We start from the raw sequence: 20,290 nt of genomic DNA on the forward strand, positions 1-20,290 counted from the left end.
GCCGAGCCCTTTGCTGGAAGGCAGACTGGATACGACCTCAAGTGAAGTTGAGGTCAATAGCCCCGGTCATCAGCTCCGGGGTGGTGATGGCGAGCCAGATGGCGATGAGCACCAGCGTCACGCCGAAGACGATGCCGGCCCGGCTACGGATCCGGTCCGACGACAGCACCGGCTGCAGCGTGCTGGCGGGCAGGACACTCCCGATGTGAATGGCCGTAGCTACCGCGACATACGCCAGGGTGAGGCCGAACAGTTGCGACGTGCGCGGACCGAGGCAGACCAGGTAGGCGACGCCACCCCAGCGCAGCGCGTCGCAAAGCCAGCGCGTCTCATTGATCAGCGTGCCGAAGCCGAGCCCGACCACCAGCCCGCAGCACCGGCAGGCCGAGCGCCACGCCCGCAGCGGCGGCAAAGCCGGCGATGCGACCCCGGTCTCGGCTAGGCACCGCGAGGTAAACCAGGTTCGAGCATCGGCTAGCTGCGGCTCATCCCGACGGCCTCGCGAAGATACCGAACCTGCGGCGACGCTGCCTCCGCGCGCACCTTGTGGGAGTCATCGGGGTAAATCGGCGCTCCGGGGCGAGCCCGCTCCGACCGGGTATCGACCCAATACAGATTGTGGCTGAAGCCCCGCTTGCCGTTGTCGAGGATGGTCACGTTGATGTCCTTGATCCCCGGGCCGAACAGCTCGCCGATCGGCCCGGAGATGACATCTCCGTTGAGGAACCAGCGCGGGTCGAACTCGTCGTAGATGTTGGTCCAACGCACGGTAGAGAACACTGCGGCATGGTGCGTCACCATCCGCCCGTTCTCCTCGTAGATGAAGCCCTCGGCGTCGCCGCGCGGCTCGGGCGGGGAGATCGGCAACACCCGCTCGTGCTTCATTCGCTTCAAATCCTCGGCGCCTTCGGTGATGAGGAACTCCGCATTGGCCAGTGGCGAACCGAGGGTGACGAAATCGCTGACTTTCCAGCCCGACTGTCCGGCCGGCTTGTCGGCGGGCGCCGGCTCCGCCGGCTTCTGTCGCCGCAGCGCCGAGAACGCCGCCCATTGCAGGGCCTGGTAGGTCTCGACGTCGTCAGGCGTCCAAGCCGGCGCCGGCTTCGTCGCAAAGCGCTCCACCGCCTCGATGGCAGCAACGGCGTCTGCATCGGGGGCATTGTCCTTGGTGGGGCCGACAGCATGCCAGAGCAGCTGCAGCAAGTCGTAGGCCAGCACCGTCCCCAGCGAGTGGGCGACGATGACGATCCGGTCATACTCGCGGTCGTCGTGGAGGGCCTTGAGCAGCGACAGGCCACGCTCCCGCAGCGCCTGGCGGCTGCGCACCGTCTCGGTCTGCGCGCTGAGGTAGCTCGCGGCGTCGCCGAACAGCGGCAGCAGGTCGTTGGTGAACAGGTACAGCACCACACCCACGATCAGCGCGGCAACGATCACCGGCGTCTGCCACGAAATGAAGCCCACGCCGACGATCAGGGCGACGAGGATCACCCCGCGGGGGATCGATTTCGCCTCCGCCGTCGCGGGAAAGAACTTTGGCAGCACCAGCGCCAGAACGGCGATTGCAATCACCGCGAGGCCGAACAAGGCGTCGACCCGGCTGCGATCCTGGAACGGCGACAGCCAGTTCGCCTGCAGCAGTTGCGGGATTTCGAGGATCACCCACAGCGTCATCGCAATGCCGGCGAGGCACAGCAGCCAGAACGCCAGCCACGGCCCATACATGCGCTTGGGTACCTGCGCCGGGCTGATCCAGAACAACCGCTCCAGCCAGCGCCAGAGGTTCCTCAGCGGCGTATCGGCCAGGAGGTCGGCGTAGTAGAGCTCGAAGAAATCGGTGCGCCGCCCCTGGTCATGCGGCGGCGTGGTGATCCGCTGCATTTCGTAGAGCCCGCTCTTGCTGTCGGGCACGATCCAGGTGTCGTCCTTGCTGTAAGGCGGGTCGGGCGTGACATCCGGGTTGGATGCCCACAACGCCGCGACGAAATCGCGGATCGTCCCCATCGGCCGCTGCTGGCCCTGGCCATGCACCACGACGATGGCCTGCCGCTTGAGCGGCTCGACCGCTGGTTTGGCTACAGGTTGTCTTGCCATGGCTGTCCCCACGGGCAGCCGGGAGATCGATCTCGCAAGTCCTGAAATGAAAGAGCCGCCCTCGGGGCGACTCTAGTTCAGTATTGGCGCTGACGGAAGCAAGTCAGAGCGCTTCGATAAAACTGCAGGCTCCTGGGAGCGCGTTCAGAAAAAGTTGCAGACTTTCCTGTTCGAAAGCGCGACGAAATCAACGAACTGCAGCGTTTCGCCGTTTCGGTGAAACGGCGAAACGTTCTAGTGCCCCAACGCCTTGACGATGTCTTCGGTGACCTTTTTGGCGTCGCCGAACAGCATCATGGTGTTGTCGCGGAAGAACAACTCGTTCTGGACGCCTGCATAGCCCGCCGCCATGCCGCGCTTGATGAAGAGCACAGTGCCGGCGTCTTCGACATTCAGCACCGGCATGCCGTAGATCGGCGAGGTCTTGTCGGTCTTGGCCGCCGGGTTGGTCACGTCGTTGGCGCCAATGACGAAGGCCACGTCGGTCTGCGCGAACTCGGAGTTGATGTCCTCGAGTTCGAACACTTCGTCATAGGGCACATTGGCTTCGGCCAGAAGCACGTTCATGTGGCCGGGCATGCGGCCGGCCACCGGGTGGATGGCGTATTTGACCTCGACGCCTTCGGCCTTCAACAGGTCGGCCATTTCGCGCAGCGCGTGCTGCGCCTGCGCCACCGCCATGCCGTAGCCGGGCACGATGATGACCTTGCCGGCATTCTTCATCATGAACGCCGCGTCGTCGGACGAGCCCTGCTTGACCGGCCGCGTCTCCTCCTCGCCCGAGCCGGCCGCGGCGCTGTCGCCACCGAAGCCGCCCAGGATCACCGAGATGAAGCTGCGGTTCATCGCCTTGCACATGATGTAGCTGAGGATCGCGCCGGACGAGCCGACCAGCGCACCGGTGATGATCAGCGCGGTATTGCCCAATGTGAAACCGATGCCAGCCGCCGCCCAGCCCGAATAGGAGTTGAGCATCGAGACGACCACCGGCATGTCGGCGCCGCCGATCGGGATGATCATCAACCCGCCCAGCACCAGCGCCACGAGGGTAATGGCCCAGAACCACACGGGGTCGACGGTGACCGCGAACGCCCAGATCAGCACCAGCAGCAGCAGCCCCAGCGCGATGTGAATGATGTGGCGGAACGGCAGGATGATCGGCTTGCCGCTCATATTGCCGTTGAGCTTGGCGAAGGCGATGACCGAGCCGGTGAAGGTGAAGGCGCCGATGGCGACGCCGAGGCTCATCTCGATCAGTGCCTGGGCGTGGATATGCCCCACAGTGCCGATGCCGAACGCCTCGGGCGCATAGAGCGCCGCAGCCGCGGCGAACACCGCCGCCAGACCCACCAGCGAATGGAAGGCGGCGACCAGCTGCGGCATGTCGGTCATCTTGACCTTGCGCGCCAGCACCGCGCCGATGCCGCCGCCAATGGCGAGGCCGCCGATGATCAGCACCCAGCTCAGCCAGTCGGATACCCCGGCCACCAGCAGCGTGGTGACGATGGCGATGGCCATGCCGACCATGCCGAAGGTGTTGCCCTGGCGCGACGAGGCCGGGCTCGACAGCCCGCGCAGCGCCAAGATGAACAGGACGCCCGAGACGAGATAGAGAACGGCGGCGAAACTGGCGTCGATCATTCCGTGACGGGCTCCATGCTGCCGGTGGGGAACTCCACATCGGCAAAGGCGGGATAGACTTCCTTGAGAATCGCGACCTGCTGCGCGTCCTCGACACGCACCAGGTACCAGGTGTCTTCATCGAGCAGGCCAAGGGTGGACGAGCTGGCCTTCTGCTTGCCGCCGGCTTCGCCCATATCGATCACCGTCTCGGTGGGGATCAGCGCATAGGGCGTACCGTCAGCGGTCTCGAGAAACTCGGCCGCTTCGAGATCCATGCCGAACGAGACGATGTTCACGTCCTTGAGCACCTGATCCATCTGCTGCTGCGTCGCTTCGATCAACTGCTCGGTGGTGACGTTGAACTTGGCCGCGATCTGGTCGAGCACCTTGGGCGGCACGACGTCCATCACTTCGGACATGTCGCTGGCCTGCATTGCCGCATCGAAGCTCTCGATGCGGGCGGCGAGCCCTTCGAGCTGCTCGGCCGTGAACTCTGCTGCAAGAGCGGGTGCGGCGAGGGCGGCGACCAGGGAGGCGGCAGCGAGAAGACGCTTCAACATCACTGCTTCCCCGCCTTGCCGGCCGGGGCTTCCTTCTTCTTGTACATCGCCAGCATGCGCTGGGTGACGAGGAAGCCGCCGAAAATATTGACGCTGGCGAGCACCAGCGCGAGGAAACCGAAGAGCTTCGACACCCAGTTGCTGTCGGCCGCCAACGGCACGCCGACGGCGAGCAGCGCGCCCACCACGATCACCGAGGAGATGGCGTTGGTCACGCTCATCAGCGGGGTGTGCAGCGCCGGGGTGACGCTCCATACCACATAATAGCCCACCGCAATGGCGAGCACGAAGATCGACAGGCGGAAGACGAACGGGTCGATGGCGCCACCGGTCGCGGCGCTGACCGCGGCCGTGATGGCGTCTGCAGTGGTTGCAGCGGTCTGTTCCATTTACTTCTTCCCCTTGGCGGTCGAAGGTTTCGCGGCTGCGGCTTTGGCGGTCGACGGCTCGGTCGCGGCTTTCGCAGCCGACCCGGCAGCTGCCTTTTTGGGCGCCGCCGCCTTGGCCGCCGGCGCCGCCTTCACCTTGCCGCCAGCGGCTTTGGCCACCGCCGCGGTTTTGGCGGGCGCCGCAGGTGCAGCCTCAGCCTTTGGCGCGGCAGCCTTTTGTGGCGCAGCGGCCTTGCCGGTGGCGCCGGTCTTGGCCGGTTCAGCCGCCCTGGCCGGAGCGGGCTTTGCCGCGGCCGCAGCCGCATCGAGCTTGATACTGGGGTGGACGATGGCGCCATCGCGGGTGAGCACGGTGGCCTTCACCAGCTCGTCGTCCCAGTTTACCGCCAGCGCCTTCTGCTTTTTGTCGATCAGCGTCTCGAGGAAGGAGACCAGGTTGCGCGCATAGAGCTGGCTCGCCGAGGTGGCGAGCCGGCCGGCGACATTGGTGAAGCCGATGATCGTCGCGCCATTGGCGGTGGTGATGGTCTTGCCCGGCTGGGTCAGCTCGATATTGCCGCCGCGCTCGGCCGCGAGATCGACCAGCACCGAGCCTGGCGCCATCGATTCGACCATGGCCCGGGTCACCAGCTTGGGCGCCGGACGGCCAGGGATCAGCGCCGTGGTGATGACGATATCCTGCTTGGCGATGTGACCGGCGACCAGTTCGGCCTGCGCAGCCTGCTCGTCCTTGGTCAGCTCGCGCGCATAGCCGCCGCTGCCCGAGGCATCCTTCAGCGCCTCGGTCATGATGAACTTGGCGCCCAGCGATTCCACCTGCTCGCCGGCAGCGGCGCGCACGTCGGTGGCGGTCACCACCGCGCCCAGCCGCTTGGCGGTAGCGATGGCCTGCAGCCCCGCGACGCCGGCGCCCATGACGAATACCTTGGCCGGGCGCACCGTGCCGGCCGCCGTCATCATCATCGGCATGGCGCGGTCGAACGCCCCGGCGGCATCGATTACCGCCTGGTAGCCGGCGAGGTTGGCCTGGCTGGAGAGAATATCCATCACCTGCGCGCGGGTGATGCGCGGCATGAACTCCATGGCGACAGCGGTGACCCCGGCTTTGGCGAGCGCCGCGATCTCGGCCTCGTTGCCATAGGGATCCATCGCGCCGATCACCAGCGCACCCGGGGATACGCCGGCGAGGCCGGCGGTGGCGGGCCGGCGCACGGTGAGGACGATGTCCGCCCCCGTGATCGCGGCGGCAGCCGAGCCGACGCTGGCGCCTGCCTTGGCATAGTCGGCATCGGGAAAACGGGCGAGCTCTCCAGCTCCCGCTTCGATGGCGACATCGGCTCCCAGTCCGATCAGCTTGGTGACCGTCTCGGGCGTCGCCGCGACACGCGTCTCCCCTTCGGCGCGTTCCCGCAACACTGCAATCTTCATGGACGTCTCCAGAGGGTCAGTTGCGGACCGTTTCGGTCACCGCATGGAAAAATCCCGCCGTCAGTTGCGGCGGGATCCCATCACCATCACGCCGACAATGAGCACTGGAATGGCCAGCAGCAGCAACGCCCCGATGATCGGCTGATGCGCTTCGATGAAGGCGTAGAGCGACAGCACCACGAACACCATCGACACGATGCCCCACTTCACGAAAGTGATGAAGCCGGCATAGGTCGCCTCGTGCTGGGCATAGTCCATGGCGGGCGGCAGTTCGTGCGTGGCAGCGGCGGCAGGTTTCTTGGCCATCAGGTCCTCAGTCGATTGATCGTCTCTCGGGACACCGACCCTCGGACCATCACGCCGCGATGGCACCGCAAACGCCGAAGATCAGACCGCCCCACTCAGCCTCTCATACTTCGCGTAGCAGGAGCATACAAGCGCAGCGCGGCGGTTCGCCACGCTGAACCAATTGCCAATACCGCGCCGGCTCAGGCCGGCTGCGTTGCTTCCAACTCATTGATAAGCCGCTCGATCATCCCCAACCCCAGCGACCAGAAGCCCGGGTCGCGCGCATCGAGGCCGAACGGCGCCAGCAGTTCCGAGTGGTGCTTGGAGCCGCCGGCCTTCAGCAACTCGAAATAGCGCTCCGCAAAACCTTCGCTCGATTTCTCGTATTGCGCATAGAGCGAGTTCACCAGGCAATCGCCGAAGGCATAGGCATAGACGTAGAACGGCGAGTGGATGAAGTGCGGGATATAGGCCCAGAAGATGTCGTAGCCTTCGTTGAGCTTGATCGCCGGCCCCAGGCTCTCGGCGCCCACCTCGAGCCAGATCTGGTTGAGATCGGCAGTGGTCAGTTCTCCCTGTTTGCGCCGGGTATGGACCTCGCGCTCGAAGGTGTAGAACGCGATCTGCCGCACCACCGTATTGAGCATGTCCTCCACCTTGCTCGAGAGCATGGCGAAGCGCTGCGTCGGGTCGGTGGTTTTCTTCAGCATCGAGCGGAAGGTCAGCATCTCGCCGAACACCGAGGCGGTCTCGGCCAGCGTCAGCGGCGTCGGCGCCATCAGCGCGCCCTGCGGGCCGGCCAGCACCTGGTGCACGCCGTGGCCCAGCTCATGCGCCAGGGTCATCACGTCGCGAGATTTGCCCAGGTAGTTGAGCATCAGGTACGGGTGCGCCGAGGGCACGGTCGGATGCGCGAAGGCGCCGGGCGACTTGCCGTCCTTGGTCGGCGCGTCGATCCAGCCTTTCTCGAAGAACGGCGTGGCGATCTCGGCGAGCTTCGGCGAGAAGGCGCCGTAAGCCTCCATCACCGTATCCTTCGCCGTCTGCCAGTCGTAGATGCGATCATCGCTGGTCGGCAGCGGTGCGTTGCGGTCCCAGGCGTTGAGCTGCGCCTTGCCGAACCACTTGGCCTTCATCGCGTAATAGCGGTGGCTGAGCCGCGGATAGGCGGCGCGCACCGCGCTCTGCAGCGCATCGACCACTTCGCGCTCCACCGAATTCTCGAGGTGGCGGCTGTCGGCGATATCCTTGAAGCCGTGCCAGCGGTCGGAAATCTCCTTGTCCTTGGCCAGCACGTTGGTGATGTGGGTGAACAGCTTCTCGTTGCCGTGCAGCGTCTTCGAGATACCGTGGAACGCCGCCTCCCGCTTCACCTCGTCCTTGTCGGAAAGGTAGTTGAGCGTCGATTCGAGGTTGAGCTCCTCGCCGTCGACATCGAACTTGAGGCCAGCCATCGTCTCGTCGAACAGCCGGTTCCAGGCGCTGGCGCCGGTCACCGACTTCTCGTGGAACAGCTCCTCGATCTTGTCGTCGAGCTGGTACGGCTTGGCTTTCCTCAGTTCGGTGAACCACGGCCGGTAGCGGCCGAGCTCGGCATTGCCGGCGAGCGCTGCTTCCAGCACCGCCTCGTCGATGCGGTTGAGCTCGAGGCCGAAGAAGATCAGCCCGGTCGACAGGTCGGTGAGCGCCTGGCTGAGATCGCCGAGGAACTTCACCTTGTCCGCCTCCTGGGTGTTTCGCACATATTGCAGGAACGCGTAGGAACCGAGCTTGCCGCTGAGATCGCCCAGCGCTTCGTAGCGCTTGATCGCCTCGATCAGCTTGCCGGCTTTCGTCAGCCCCTCGAGCTTGCCCTTGTAGTCGGCCTCGAAGGCCTTGGCGTCCGCTTGCGCCGCGGCGAGATCGGCTTTCAGCTGAGGCGAGTCGTTGCCGGCATAGAGATCGTCGAGGTTCCAGGTCGGCATGTCGCCGAGCTGGTTATGTCCCCGCTGGGCCTGGGCTTCGGGCACCCGCGTCAGTTCGATCTTCGACAATTCATCACCTCGATTTCGGAGCGCGGGACCTTAGCCAGCGGGCGCGGGGATGTGAAGCGCTGGTGGGTTGTGTAGTATGTTTGCATGAACAAGCACGTCGTACATGGACACGTGTTGTCCGAGAGCATTGAACGCCGCCTACAGCGCGTTGCTGAGCGGACAGAGAAATCTCCTGCCCGGCTGATCGAAGCAGCATTGGGGTATTTTCTCGATCAGATCGAGACAGACGCCGAGCAGCAGACAGAGCTGGAAGCGCGGTTTCAGCGGTGGAAAAAAACTGGCCTGCACGTGACCAATGATGAGGTCAAAGAGTGGCTGGCGCGACAGGCGGCAGGCGAGGATGTCCCTCTGCCTAACGCCCATACTTGAGCGAACGGTATCTGGTCGAATGGTCGGATGAGGCGCTGGACGACCTGGCGCTGCGGATAGATTTTCTAGCACACCGCAATCCGTCTGCAGCGTAGCGAGCTGGCGAACTGATTATTTCGGCGGCAGAGAAGCTCGCGGCCTTTCCTCGCAGCGGACGCCGGTACGGTCACGGTGGCCTTGACGAGCGGGAATGCCTGATCCCGTTTGGACAGTTCGGCTACTCGCTCCGATATCGCGTTGACGGAACGGTCGTTGTCATTCTCGGAATCAAACACCAGCGCGAAGCCGGCTACTGACGTCAATTCGTCAGGCTTAATCGCCTCTTAACCCACCCCCCACATGCTGCTCCAAAACGACACAGCGCGATTCGCCGCGGCGGCGAAGCGTGCAACTACGAAGTCCTTGGGGGACCATGACGCGCGTTCTGATAGTCGATGACGACCCGGTGCAGCTGAGGCTCACCTCCGAGGTCGCCAACCGGGCCGGGTTTTCTGCCGTTACGGCCACCAGCGGCAGACAGGCTCTGGAACTGCTCCACGCCGATCCCGGCATCGGCGCCATGGTTCTCGATCTGGTGATGCCGGATCTCGACGGCATGGCGGTGATGGAGGCGATGCGCCGCGACGGCCTCGCGACCCCGGTGATCGTCCAGACCGGTCATTCCTCGCTCGATACCGTCGTCACTGCGATGCGCCAGGGTGCCGCCGATTTCTTCGTCAAGCCGGTCGCCCCCGAGCGGCTGATCATGTCGCTGAGGAACGCGCTGAAGCTCGGCGAGCTCGAGACCATGGTGCGCACCGAGCGCAGCCGGCTGAGCGGCACCATGGGCATCGCCGACATCATCACCCGCGCTCCGGGCATGGACCGGGTGTTGTCGCTGTGCGCCAAGGCGGCAAAGTCGACCATCCCGGTGCTGATCGAAGGCGAGAGCGGGGTCGGCAAGGAGCTGATCGCCCGGGTGATCCATGGATCGGGCGACCGTGCCGGCAGGCCGTTCGTCGCCGTCAACTGCGGGGCGATCGCCGCCAGCCTCATCGATTCGACGCTGTTCGGGCACAGGAAGGGCGCCTTCGGCGGGGCCGCCGCCGACCATCCGGGAAAATTCCTCGAAGCCAATGGCGGCACCCTGTTCCTCGATGGGATCGGCGAGTTGTCGACCGAGACCCAGGCCAAACTGCTGCGGGTGATCCAGGATAGCGAGATCCAGCCGCTCGGCGCCGACCAGCCGGTGCGGGTCAATGTGCGGATCATCACCGCGACCAGCCGGCGGCTGCTCAACCTGACCAAGGCCGGCAGCTTCCGCGAGGACCTCTACTACCGCCTCAACGTCTTTCCGCTCTATGTTCCGCCGCTGCGCGACCGCATGGAAGACCTGCCGATCCTCGTCACTCACTTCGTCGCGCGGCTCGCAGCGGAAGCCGGCAAACGCATCGTCGGCATTTCCGAGCCGGCGCTGCAACTGCTGCGCGACTACGACTGGCCGGGCAACATCCGGCAGCTCGAGAATGCGGTCTACCGCGCAGTGGTACTCAGCGATGCCGCCTATCTCGAAGTCGCCGACTTCCCGCAGATCGTCGCCCTCAGCGCCGGCCGCGCCGAGGCGCAGCGACTGACTTCGATGTCGCCGGGCCCTTCAGCCCCGGTTCATGTCGACGAGGCTATCGCTTCCCTGCGCGAGGTTGTGGACAGGACGGCGATCAGCGATCGCTTCGTGGCCCGGAACGGCGAAGTCGCCGCCCTCGCCGATGTCGAACGCGAACTGATCGTGTTTGCGCTGCGCCACTACGGTTACCGCATGTCGCGGGTGGCACGGGCGCTCGGCATCGGCAGGTCGACGCTCTATCGCAAGCTCCGCGAGTACGGCCTGGACGAGGGCCTGGAGAGCGACGCTGCCTAGGCTTTGCCGCAGGCAAACAGGGCGTTAGTTGCAGCAAGTCCACAGACCGAACTCACAAAATCGCGAGGAATTGTCAGCGTTAAGATTTGTGGGCTAAGCAAAATGCATATCTGGGGCCCAAGTGCCGAATCCTCCCGGTCACACCGCCCTTTGCCAGCCCTCGAGCCGGGCACGGAGTACTTAATGACTATGCTGAAGGCCCTGTTGTTGGCGAGCACGGTAGCGCTCGCATCGCCGTTTGCGATGTTCACCTCCGCGTCGGCCCAGGAAACCGTCACCGTCGCCGGCATCGAGACCACCCGCATCGTCATCGCGCCGCCCCAGACCGAGCTGGCGCGGATCATCAAGGCGGGCCTCTCCTCCGCCTATGCCGCCGCCGAAAAAGGCACCCGGGCTTACCAGCAGACGCAGAAGCTCTACTTCTTTTATGGCGCGCGCCATTTCGAGCCGCTCTGGCTGAGCAAGGCGGACGACGGCTCGATCGCCTTCTCGCCCAACGCCGAAAAGATCATCCAGGTTTTCAAGAATTCCGAGCTCGAGGGCTTCCGTCCGTCGGACTACCTGACCGCCGATCTCGATGTCGCGGCGGCCGGCACCGACCCGGCAAAGCTCGCCGCCCTCGAGACGGCCTTCTCCTCGGCGGCCATCCGCTATGCGCAGGATGCCTTCGGGGGCCGCGTTTCGCCGCTCGAGGTCAACAAGACCTGGACCATCGCGCCCAAGCGCATCAACGAAGCCGAAATGCTGGTGAAGCTCGCCGCCAGCAGCGAGCCCGACAAGCTGCTGCTGGCGCTTTCGCCGACGCAGCCGGAATTCCTCGGGCTCAAGGCGGCGCTCGCCAAATTCTACGACGGCGCCGTGATGGACGCCGCAATCACCATTCCCGAAGGCAAGCTGCTCAAGCCTGGCATGCAGGACGAGCGCGTGACGCTCCTGCGCCAGCGCCTCGATGTCCCCGAGCCCGACATTCCGGAGACGGCCGGCGCGGCGGTGACAGTGGACATCAACTACGACGAGCCGCTGGTCGCGGCGGTCAAGGCGTTCCAGGAAAGCCTCGGCCTCAACGGCGACGGCGTCATCGGGCCGGCAACCATCGCCGCGCTGAATGGCGGTTCCGCCACCACCAAGGAAGACATCGTCGCCAATATGGAGCGCTGGCGCTGGGAGCCCAACGACTACGGCGACTTCCAGGTGACGGTGAACATCCCCGAGTTCCGCCTGTGGATCATGAACAAGGACGAGGTCCACTACACCACCCGCGTGGTGGTGGGCACGCCCAAGAACCAAACCGCTGTGTTCAACGACGAGATCGAGCACATCGTCGTCAACCCCTACTGGAACGTGCCGTCCTCGATCGCCACCAACGAGATCAAGCCGCATTTGATCGCCAACCCGGGCTACCTCGCCAGCCAGAACATGGAGATGCTGTCGGGCGGCAAGGTGATCAATGCCTCGGCTATCGACTGGACGCAGACCAACATCAACAAGTTCCACATCCGGCAGAAGCCGGGCGCCGGTAATGCGCTGGGCCGGGTGAAGTTCCTGTTCCCCAACCAGCACGACATCTACCTGCACGACACCCCGTCCAAATCGCTGTTCTCGCGCTCCTTCCGCGCCTACAGCCACGGTTGCGTGCGCGTCGAGAACCCGATGGATTTTGCCGACGCGCTGTTGAAGCTCGAGCCGAACCTCAGCGCCCAGACGCTGACGGCTGCCTTCGGCGACACCGAGCGCTGGTTCAACCTCAAGACCAAGGTGCCGGTGCACATCTCTTACTTCACGCTGCGCGTCGATGCGGACGGCACCATCCGCTCCTACGGCGATGTGTACGGCATGAACCAGCGGTTGAAAGAGCTGCTCGCCGAATAGCAATAGCGCTCCAGAGCGACTAGAAAAGCAGGCTGGCGCCCCCGTGACGCCGGCCTTGTGCTTTGACGTGGCGCCGCATTGTCGGGCCAAGCGTTTACGAGTGCTTAGGAATTCGGCCTTGGTTCAGCCGGATTTTTTGCCTAGAAACCTGCACGGTAGCCGCCTCACCTGGGTTACCGGGCGTTAGCGTTAATGTATTCTCATCGAACTGACGCTAGACTCTCTCATCTATTGGGTTGCAACGGGTCGTTCGGGGCGTGTCGGGAAAACTGTTGGGGATTTGGCGGGTTCTGCCGCGGCTGTTGGTTGCCGCGACGATGGCGTTGACCGTCGTGCTGCCGCCGAGCACCGTGCCGGTGAGCGCGGCCTTTGGCAGCAGCAGCGGCGCCGGTGACCGCACCCTCTATCTGCACCACACCCATACCGGCGAGACTGGCCGCTTCACCTTCAAGCGCAACGGCAAGTACGACCAGGCAGTGCTGCGCCAGATGAACGTGTTCCTCGCCGATTGGCGGACCAAGGAACCGACCAATATGGATCCGGCGCTGTTCGACCTCCTGTGGGAAGTCTATCAGGAAGTCGGCGCGACCCAGCCCTACAACATCGTTTCGTCCTACCGCTCTCCCAAGACCAACAAGATGCTGCGCTCCAAATCGTCGGGCGTGGCCGAGAACAGCCAGCACATGCGCGGCAAGGCGATGGACGTGTTCATCCCCGGGGTGAACCTCTCCAAGCTGCGCGAAACCGCAATGCGGCATCAGGTCGGCGGCGTCGGTTTCTATCCCACCTCCGGCAGCCCGTTCGTCCACATGGACACCGGCAACGTGCGCGCCTGGCCGCGCATGACCCGCGCGCAGCTGAAGAAGGTGTTCCCCGACGGCCGCACCCTGCACCTGCCGACCGACGGCAAGCCGCTCTCCAACGAAGGCCGCGCCTATGCGCAGGCCCAGTGGTCCAAGTGCCGCACCGTGCCCTGCGACGGCGATGCGATCTACGAGAGTGCTCCGGCGATCATGCTGGCCGACAATACCCCCAGCACCGACGACGATACCGCGCCGATCCCGGCGGTCCGGCCGCGCAGCCTCGGCGGCGGCGCAACGATCATGCTGGCTTCGGCCGAGGAGCCCGCACAGCGGGTGGTGCCGACCTTCGAGGTCGTGGCCCCGGTTCCGGTGCCCCGCAAGTCCGAAGGCGGCATCAATGTCGCCGCCCTGCCGCCAGCCCTCGACACCGAGGCTTTCGAGGCCGCCGGCGCGCCGATTCCGGCGACCAAATCGGCCCGCATCCAGCTCGCCACCCGTTCGCCACTCGGCGGCGAGAGCGGCCAGACCGCCGTCGCGGCGCTCGCCGCCATCGACCAGCCGTTGCCGCAGCCGCGCGTGCTGATGTCGCCCAAGGCCGACGACATGGTCACCGCCTATGTCGCGACCAGCCCCGATCCGGGCGCCGAACAGGCGCTCAAGATGATCATCGAACGCGAGAACGCCGTAGTGCCGAACGTGCCGGGCCGCGAGCTGCCGACGAGGCAGCAGTTGCTCGGCAACGGCAACGTGCAGACCGCCTCGCTCGGCGGCCCCGAGACCTTCTCGACGCTCAAGGGCATGTTCGACATGACCTTCAATTCGCTGACCAACACCGCCTCCGAGCCGATGCAGCAGGCGCTGGCCGACCTGGCGCTGAGCCGTCAGCCCAACCAGTCGATCGAGCTCAGGCCGATGGATCTGGTGGCGCCCGAGATCGACCACGTCAACGACACGCTGGTGCAGCCTGTGCCGATGAGCACTGCCTTCTGGGCCGAGATGACTGAAGCCGAGGGTTACCTCGAAAAAGGCACCGAGCTCGGGCCCCTCACCGGCCGCCTCGCCTTCCTTCCCGACAATGCCGCAATTCCGGCCTATGACCGTTTCGTGACCGACGGCCTGCAGCTCGTCGCACAACGCTAAAGCGCCGCGCCCCGCGGCCGTTGCATTGCCGAACCTGAGCCTCTAAGTCTCTGAGTTAGAGACCGGCCCGTACCGGCGAAGGATCGGTATTTTGGACAAGTCGCAGACACCGCTGCTCGATCGTGTATCGACGCCAGCCGACCTCAAGTCCCTGTCACGCGATGAGCTGCGTCAAGTCGCCGACGAATTGCGCTCCGAAGTGATCGACGCCGTCTCGGTGACCGGCGGACACCTGGGCGCCGGGCTGGGCGTGGTCGAGCTGACCGTCGCCATCCATGCCACCTTCGACACCCCCGACGACCGGTTGATCTGGGACGTGGGCCATCAGGCCTATCCGCACAAGGTGCTGACCGGCCGCCGCGACCGCATCCGCACGCTGCGCCAGAAGGACGGGCTCAGCGGCTTCACTCGCCGCGCCGAGAGCGCGTACGACCCGTTCGGCGCCGGGCACTCGTCCACCTCGATTTCCGCCGGCCTCGGCATGGCCGTGGCCTCCGAGCTGAAGGGCGAGAAGCGCAACGTCATTGCGGTGATCGGCGATGGCGCCATGTCGGCCGGCATGGCCTATGAGGCGATGAACAATGCCGGTGCCATGGATGCCCGGCTGATCGTCATCCTCAACGACAACGACATGTCGATCGCGCCGCCCACCGGCGCCATGCGGTCCTATCTGGCCAAGCTCGTCTCCGGTCCGGTCTATCGCGGCTTCCGCGACACCGCCAAGTCGATCACCGAGAAGATGCCCAAGCTGATCCACGAAACGGCGCGCAAGACCGAAGAGTTCGCCCGCTCGTTCTTCACCGGCGGCACGCTGTTCGAGGAACTGGGCTTCTTCTATGTCGGCCCGATCGACGGCCATAACCTCAACGACCTGCTCGACGTGCTGCAGAACGTGCGCGACGCGGAGTCGGGCCCGATCCTCCTCCACGTGGTGACCAAGAAGGGCAAGGGCTACGGCCCCGCCGAGAACTCCGCCGACAAATACCATGGCGTCAACAAGTTCAACGTCATTACCGGCGCACAGGCCAAGCCGCAGTCGAATGCCCCGTCCTATACCTCGGTGTTCGCCCAGAGCCTGATCGAGGAAGCCAAGGCCGACGACCGCGTCGTCGCCGTCACCGCCGCCATGCCCAACGGCACCGGCCTCGACAAATTCGCCGAGCTGTTCCCGACCCGCACGTTCGATGTCGGCATTGCCGAGCAGCACGCCGTGACCTTCGCCGCCGGCATGGCGACCGAAGGGCTGAAACCGTTCTGCGCCATCTACTCGACCTTCCTGCAGCGCGCCTACGATCAGGTGATCCACGACGTGGCGGTACAGGGCCTGCCGGTCCGCTTCGCCATCGATCGGGCCGGCTATGTCGGTGCCGACGGCCCGACCCATGCCGGCAACTACGATGCCGCCTATCTCGGCGCCATCCCCGGCATTGTGGTGATGGCCGCCGGTGACGAAGCCGAGTTGCGCCACATGGTGGCGACCGCCGCCGCCTATGACGAGGGCCCGATCGCCTTCCGCTATCCCCGCGGCGACGGGCTCGGCGTCGAACTGCCGCCGCGCGGCAGCGTGCTGGAGATCGGCAAGGGCCGGATCCTGCGTGAAGGCAAGTCCGTGGCGCTGGTCAGTTTCGGCACCCGGTTGGGCGAAGTCATCGCCGCCGGCGAAAAGCTGATGGCCTACGGCCTCAACCCGACCATCGCCGACATGCGGTTCCTGAAGCCCCTGGACGAGTCACTGCTCGCCCGGCTGGCCAAGGAGCACGAAGTGCTGATCACCATCGAGGAAGGCGGCATCGGCGGTTTCGGCAGCCACGTCGCGACGTTCCTCGCCAGCCACGGCCTGCTCGACGGCAAACTGAAATTCCGCCCGCTGATGATCCCCGACCTGTTCACCGAACAGGCCGGCGTCAACGACATGTACGCCGCGGCGGGGCTCGACCGTGCCGGGATTGTGGCGACGGCACTGACGACGCTGGGGATCGAAAGCGCGGCGGCGCAGCGGACGACCAAGGCTTAGTCCTCCGCCAAAGCCTGAGGCAGCCGTCTCCTCTCCCCTGAGGGGAGAGGGTAGTGAAGCTAGGACCTTCGGTCCGTAGCGAAACTAGGGTGAGGGGTTCAGCTTCTCGGCGAGCGTGTATTGAGACGCTTCACCCCTCAACCGGCGCTTCGCGCCACCTTCTCCCCTGAGGGGAGAAGGGGCCGAGCTGCCTCCGCCGCATGAGATGGGCGACCAGCACAGGGATGACACCCGGTGATTAAGCTGCGTTGCGCACCAACACACCCCCAAGAATCAGCTAACCACATCTCATGCAGGTCGCGATCGACATGGGTGTGGCGCAGGGTGGCGCCGAGGCGAAGCTCGATCTCGAGGAACTGCTGGCCACGCGCCTCCTGGTGCAAGGCAATTCCGGCTCCGGCAAATCCCACCTGCTCCGTCGCCTGCTCGAACAGAGCGCCCCCTGGGTGCAGCAATGCATCGTCGACCCCGAGGGTGATTTCGTCACGTTGGCCGACAAGTACGGGCACCTCGTCGTCGATGCCTCGCGTTCGGAGAGCGAACTTACCACCATCGCCGCCCGCGTGCGCCAGCACCGCGTCTCGGTGGTGCTGAGCCTCGAGGGACTCGATGTCGAACAGCAGATGCGCTGCGCTGCCGCCTTCCTCGGCGGCCTGTTCGATGCCGATCGCGACTACTGGTATCCGATGCTGGTAGTGGTCGACGAAGCCCAGCTCTTCGCCCCGGCGATTGCCGGGGAAGTCTCCGATGAGGCGCGAAAGCTGTCGCTCGGCGCCATGACCAACCTGATGTGCCGCGGCCGCAAGCGTGGACTTGCCGGGGTGATCGCCACCCAGCGCCTCGCCAAGCTCGCCAAGAACGTCGCCGCCGAGGCGTCGAACTTCCTGATGGGCCGCACCTTCCTCGATATCGACATGGCCCGCGCCGCCGACCTGCTCGGCATGGAGCGGCGGCAGGCCGAAATGTTCCGCGACCTCAACCGCGGCCATTTCGTCGCGCTCGGGCCGGCCATGTCGCGGCGTCCGCTGCCCATGGTGATCGGCCCGGTGGAAACCTCGGCCCGCTCTTCGAGCCCCAAGCTGATGCCGTTGCCGGATGCCCCGGTCGACGCCAAGGACCTGATCTTCGCGCCGGTGCCCGAGGCGGTGCGCCCTGTGCGCCGCACCCCACCGCCACCACCTCCCTCCACCAACGACCTGCTCGCCCAGCTGGTGCGCACGCAGGTGCCCCAGCAAGCGCGGGCCGATGAGCCGGTCGTCGACGTAGAGGAGCGCGACCGCGCCATCGACGATGTGGTCCGCGAGCTGCTCGAGGATCGCGATGCGGCATATCGCTCGGTCGCGGTGCTCTACCAGGATTTCCTCGTCCGCTGCCGCATCCGGCGCGTGCCGGGCGAATCGCTGGCGCTGCCGGCGTTCCGCCGCAAGCTCGCCGTGGTGCGCGCCGGCGTGGCCGAGGAGACGGCGCAGTCCGAGACCTGGCAGACGGCGCTGGCGCTCTCGAACCAGCTGGCCGACGACGTGCAGGGTGTGTTCCTCGTGCTGGCCCGTGCTGCGGTCGAGGCCCTGCCCTGCCCTTCGGATGCGACGCTGGCGCGCGCCTACGGCACCCATTCCACCGGCCGGGCCCGGCGCCTGCTGACCTATTTCGAGGAACGCGGCCTGCTGGTGGTGCGCATGGACCTGCGCAACCAGCGCATCGTCGCCTTCCCCGACCTTGGCGCCGAAACCGCCCCGGGCAGCCCGGATGCGCCCGACTATGGCGATCGGGCCGCGGCCGAGTAGCGGGCTGGAGATTCTAACCGCAGCCACGGCGCTTGCTCACCCCCACCCCTGTCCCCTCCCCCTAGACATGGGGAGGGAGACCAAAACGCTGGCATTGAGGTGGTCGTCTCCCTCCCCTTGTTTAGGGGGAGGGATCAAGGGTGGGGGTCAGCCCGCGCCCAGCGCTAGCAGTCCTTTTTCTCCGCTCCACTGAAACCGTGTGATTCAAATCTCACCGGCTTTCGTCTATTTAGTCTATCATTCCCATAGGGATTATTGAGTGAACGGCCGATAGGACTACGATCTGCGCACCTTCCGGGCTCGCCTCGGAACGCCAGATTTCGCACCCGAAAGGATCGCACCGTGACGCCAATCAGACGCCGCACGCTCGGAGCGCTCGCCGCGCTGCTGCTCGCCGGCACCATTATCAGCCCCAGCTTTGCCCAGGACAAACCGGTGCAGGGTGGCACGCTGATCTACCTCGAGCAGCAGGCCCACACGAACCTCTACCCGCCGGCCGGCGGCTTTTATCCGAACGGCGGCGTGCTCAACCAGATCACCGACAAGCTGACCTACCAGAACCCGCAAACGCTCGAGATCGAGCCGTGGCTGGCCGAATCCTGGGAAGTGAACGACACCGCCACCGAGTACACCTTCAAGCTCAAGCCCGGCATCACCTTCTCGGACGGTACGCCGCTCGACGCCAAGGCAGTCGCGGCCAACTACGACACCTTCGGGCTGGGCAACAAGGAGCTCAAGTATCCGGTGTCGGAAGTGATCAACAACTACGACCACGCCGAAGTGGTCGACGATCTGACGGTGAAGTTCCACTTCAAGCACCCCTCGCCCGGCTTCCTGCAGGGGACCTCGGTGATCGGATCCGGCATCGTCTCGCCGGCGACGCTGGCGCTTCCCTATGACGCGCTCGGTGATGCCACCAAGATCGTCGGGTCCGGTCCGTTCGTGGTCGAAAGCGAAACGCTCGGCAAGGAACTCAACCTCAAGGTGCGCGAAGACTACAACTGGGGACCGGCAAAGTTCGAGCACCAGGGTCGCGCCTATCTCGACGGCATAAAGTATCTCGTCACCCCGGAAGACAGCGTCCGCATCGGCGGCCTGCTCTCCGGCCAGGCCGACATCATCCGGCAGATCCAGGCCTATGACGAGCCTCAGGTGAACGACGCCGGCTTCGAGATTTTCGCCCCCAACACCCGTGGTGTGAACAACTCGATCGCCTTCCGTCCCGACAACCCGCTGGTCGCCGACCTCAAGGTGCGCCAGGCGCTGTCCCTCGCCACCAATCGGCAGGAAATCGTCGACACGCTGTTCTCGGCCAACTACCCGGTTGCGACCTCGGTGATCTCGCAGCATGCCGCCGGCTATGTCGATGAGTCGAGCAAGCTGGTGTTCGACCAGGAGAAGGCCAAGGCGCTGTTCGCCGAGGCCGGCTGGACGCCAGGCGCCGACGGCATCCTCGAAAAAGACGGCAAGAAGCTCGATCTCACGGTCTACGTCTCGCTGCCGCAGCCGCAGAACGAAGCGGTGCTGCAGCTGGTGGCCCAGCAATGGGCGCAGGTCGGGGTGAAGCTCAATGTGCTCGCCGGCGACGCCGGCAGCCGTACCCTCGATCAGCTCGATCCGCTGAAGACTCCGGTGACCGTGGCGATGGTCGGCCGCGCCGATCCCGATGTGATCAAGTCCGGCTTCTATCCCAAGAACCGCGACTGGCTGCTGCAGAAGGGTGGCTCCAGCGACAAGGTCCAGAGCTTTGTCGACGACAAGCTGAACGGCCTGCTCGAGGGGCTCGCCTCGGAGACCGACCGCACCAAGCGCCTCGCCATCGCCGGCGAGATCCAGGGCTACGTGCTCGACCAGGCCTACATCATCCCGTTCTTCGAGGAGCCGCAGGCCTTCGCCACCGCGCCCTACGTGCACGGGCTGGGCTTTGAGGCGGTGGGCCGGCCGAGCTTCTATAACGTCTGGCTGACCCGCTGACCGCTCTGGTCCCGAGCCAGGCGCCCGG

15 protein-coding genes and 1 pseudogene are annotated in these 20,290 nt (G+C 65.2%); 8 read left to right on the top strand and 8 right to left on the bottom strand.

Annotated features, from left to right (window positions below):
• Positions 1–37: 37 nt before the first annotated feature.
• The 8 genes from APS40_RS06125 to APS40_RS06160 all read right to left on the bottom strand — a co-directional run bounded on the left by APS40_RS06125 (position 38) and on the right by APS40_RS06160 (position 8,343).
• The gene (locus APS40_RS06125; protein ID WP_055046212.1) at positions 38–412 is read right to left on the bottom strand and encodes a hypothetical protein; all 375 of its coding nucleotides are present in this window, start codon (positions 410–412) and stop codon (positions 38–40) included.
• 62 nt (positions 413–474) lie between these two features.
• On the bottom strand, positions 475–2,091 hold the full coding sequence (locus tag APS40_RS06130) for a YIP1 family protein (protein WP_055046213.1): 1,617 nt from the start codon (positions 2,089–2,091) through the stop codon (positions 475–477).
• Between the two features lie 234 nt (positions 2,092–2,325).
• Positions 2,326–3,732 carry an NAD(P)(+) transhydrogenase (Re/Si-specific) subunit beta gene (locus APS40_RS06135; protein WP_442855841.1) on the bottom strand — a complete coding sequence of 469 codons (1,407 nt, stop codon included), beginning with the start codon at positions 3,730–3,732 and terminating at the stop codon, positions 2,326–2,328.
• Positions 3,729–4,274, bottom strand: a complete 546-nt coding sequence (locus tag APS40_RS06140; protein WP_055046214.1) for a hypothetical protein — start codon at positions 4,272–4,274, stop codon at positions 3,729–3,731. Before APS40_RS06140 ends, APS40_RS06135 begins: the two co-directional genes overlap by 4 nt.
• On the bottom strand, positions 4,274–4,663 hold the full coding sequence (locus APS40_RS06145) for an NAD(P) transhydrogenase subunit alpha (protein WP_055046215.1): 390 nt from the start codon (positions 4,661–4,663) through the stop codon (positions 4,274–4,276). Before APS40_RS06145 ends, APS40_RS06140 begins: the two co-directional genes overlap by 1 nt.
• Positions 4,664–6,091 carry a Re/Si-specific NAD(P)(+) transhydrogenase subunit alpha gene (locus APS40_RS06150; RefSeq protein WP_082434221.1) on the bottom strand — a complete coding sequence of 476 codons (1,428 nt, stop codon included), beginning with the start codon at positions 6,089–6,091 and terminating at the stop codon, positions 4,664–4,666.
• A 60-nt stretch (positions 6,092–6,151) separates the two neighbouring features.
• Complete coding sequence (locus APS40_RS06155) at positions 6,152–6,397, bottom strand: aa3-type cytochrome c oxidase subunit IV (RefSeq protein WP_055046216.1); 246 nt, start codon at positions 6,395–6,397, stop codon at positions 6,152–6,154.
• Between the two features lie 182 nt (positions 6,398–6,579).
• A complete protein-coding gene (locus APS40_RS06160; RefSeq protein ID WP_082434678.1) occupies positions 6,580–8,343 on the bottom strand; it encodes a M3 family oligoendopeptidase in 1,764 nt (587 codons plus the stop codon).
• A 153-nt stretch (positions 8,344–8,496) separates the two neighbouring features.
• Here APS40_RS06160 and APS40_RS06165 point away from each other — a divergent pair, with 153 nt between their 5' ends.
• From APS40_RS06165 to APS40_RS06195, 8 genes and pseudogenes are all read left to right on the top strand, one after another.
• Complete coding sequence (locus APS40_RS06165; protein WP_055046217.1) at positions 8,497–8,781, top strand: hypothetical protein; 285 nt, start codon at positions 8,497–8,499, stop codon at positions 8,779–8,781.
• 113 nt (positions 8,782–8,894) lie between these two features.
• Positions 8,895–9,077, top strand: coding sequence for a type II toxin-antitoxin system RelE/ParE family toxin (locus APS40_RS24415; RefSeq protein WP_236884262.1), 183 nt, complete (start codon positions 8,895–8,897; stop codon positions 9,075–9,077).
• Between the two features lie 116 nt (positions 9,078–9,193).
• The gene (locus APS40_RS06170; RefSeq protein WP_055046218.1) at positions 9,194–10,678 is read left to right on the top strand and encodes a sigma-54-dependent transcriptional regulator; all 1,485 of its coding nucleotides are present in this window, start codon (positions 9,194–9,196) and stop codon (positions 10,676–10,678) included.
• A gap of 183 nt (positions 10,679–10,861) precedes the next feature.
• A complete protein-coding gene (locus APS40_RS06175) occupies positions 10,862–12,547 on the top strand; it encodes a L,D-transpeptidase family protein (RefSeq protein WP_055046219.1) in 1,686 nt (561 codons plus the stop codon).
• 317 nt (positions 12,548–12,864) lie between these two features.
• A complete protein-coding gene (locus tag APS40_RS06180; protein ID WP_082434680.1) occupies positions 12,865–14,490 on the top strand; it encodes a DUF882 domain-containing protein in 1,626 nt (541 codons plus the stop codon).
• A gap of 91 nt (positions 14,491–14,581) precedes the next feature.
• Positions 14,582–16,504 (top strand): 1-deoxy-D-xylulose-5-phosphate synthase, encoded by a 1,923-nt coding sequence (gene dxs, locus APS40_RS06185; protein ID WP_055046221.1) that lies wholly within the window; start codon positions 14,582–14,584, stop codon positions 16,502–16,504.
• A 290-nt stretch (positions 16,505–16,794) separates the two neighbouring features.
• Positions 16,795–17,716, top strand: a pseudogene (locus APS40_RS25575) (helicase HerA domain-containing protein); the annotation flags it as partial.
• Between the two features lie 956 nt (positions 17,717–18,672).
• Positions 18,673–20,262, top strand: coding sequence for a TIGR04028 family ABC transporter substrate-binding protein (locus tag APS40_RS06195; RefSeq protein ID WP_236884263.1), 1,590 nt, complete (start codon positions 18,673–18,675; stop codon positions 20,260–20,262).
• Positions 20,263–20,290: the final 28 nt, after the last annotated feature.

Origin of the sequence: Devosia sp. A16 (assembly GCF_001402915.1) — a bacterium.
Lineage (GTDB): Bacteria > Pseudomonadota > Alphaproteobacteria > Rhizobiales > Devosiaceae > Devosia_A.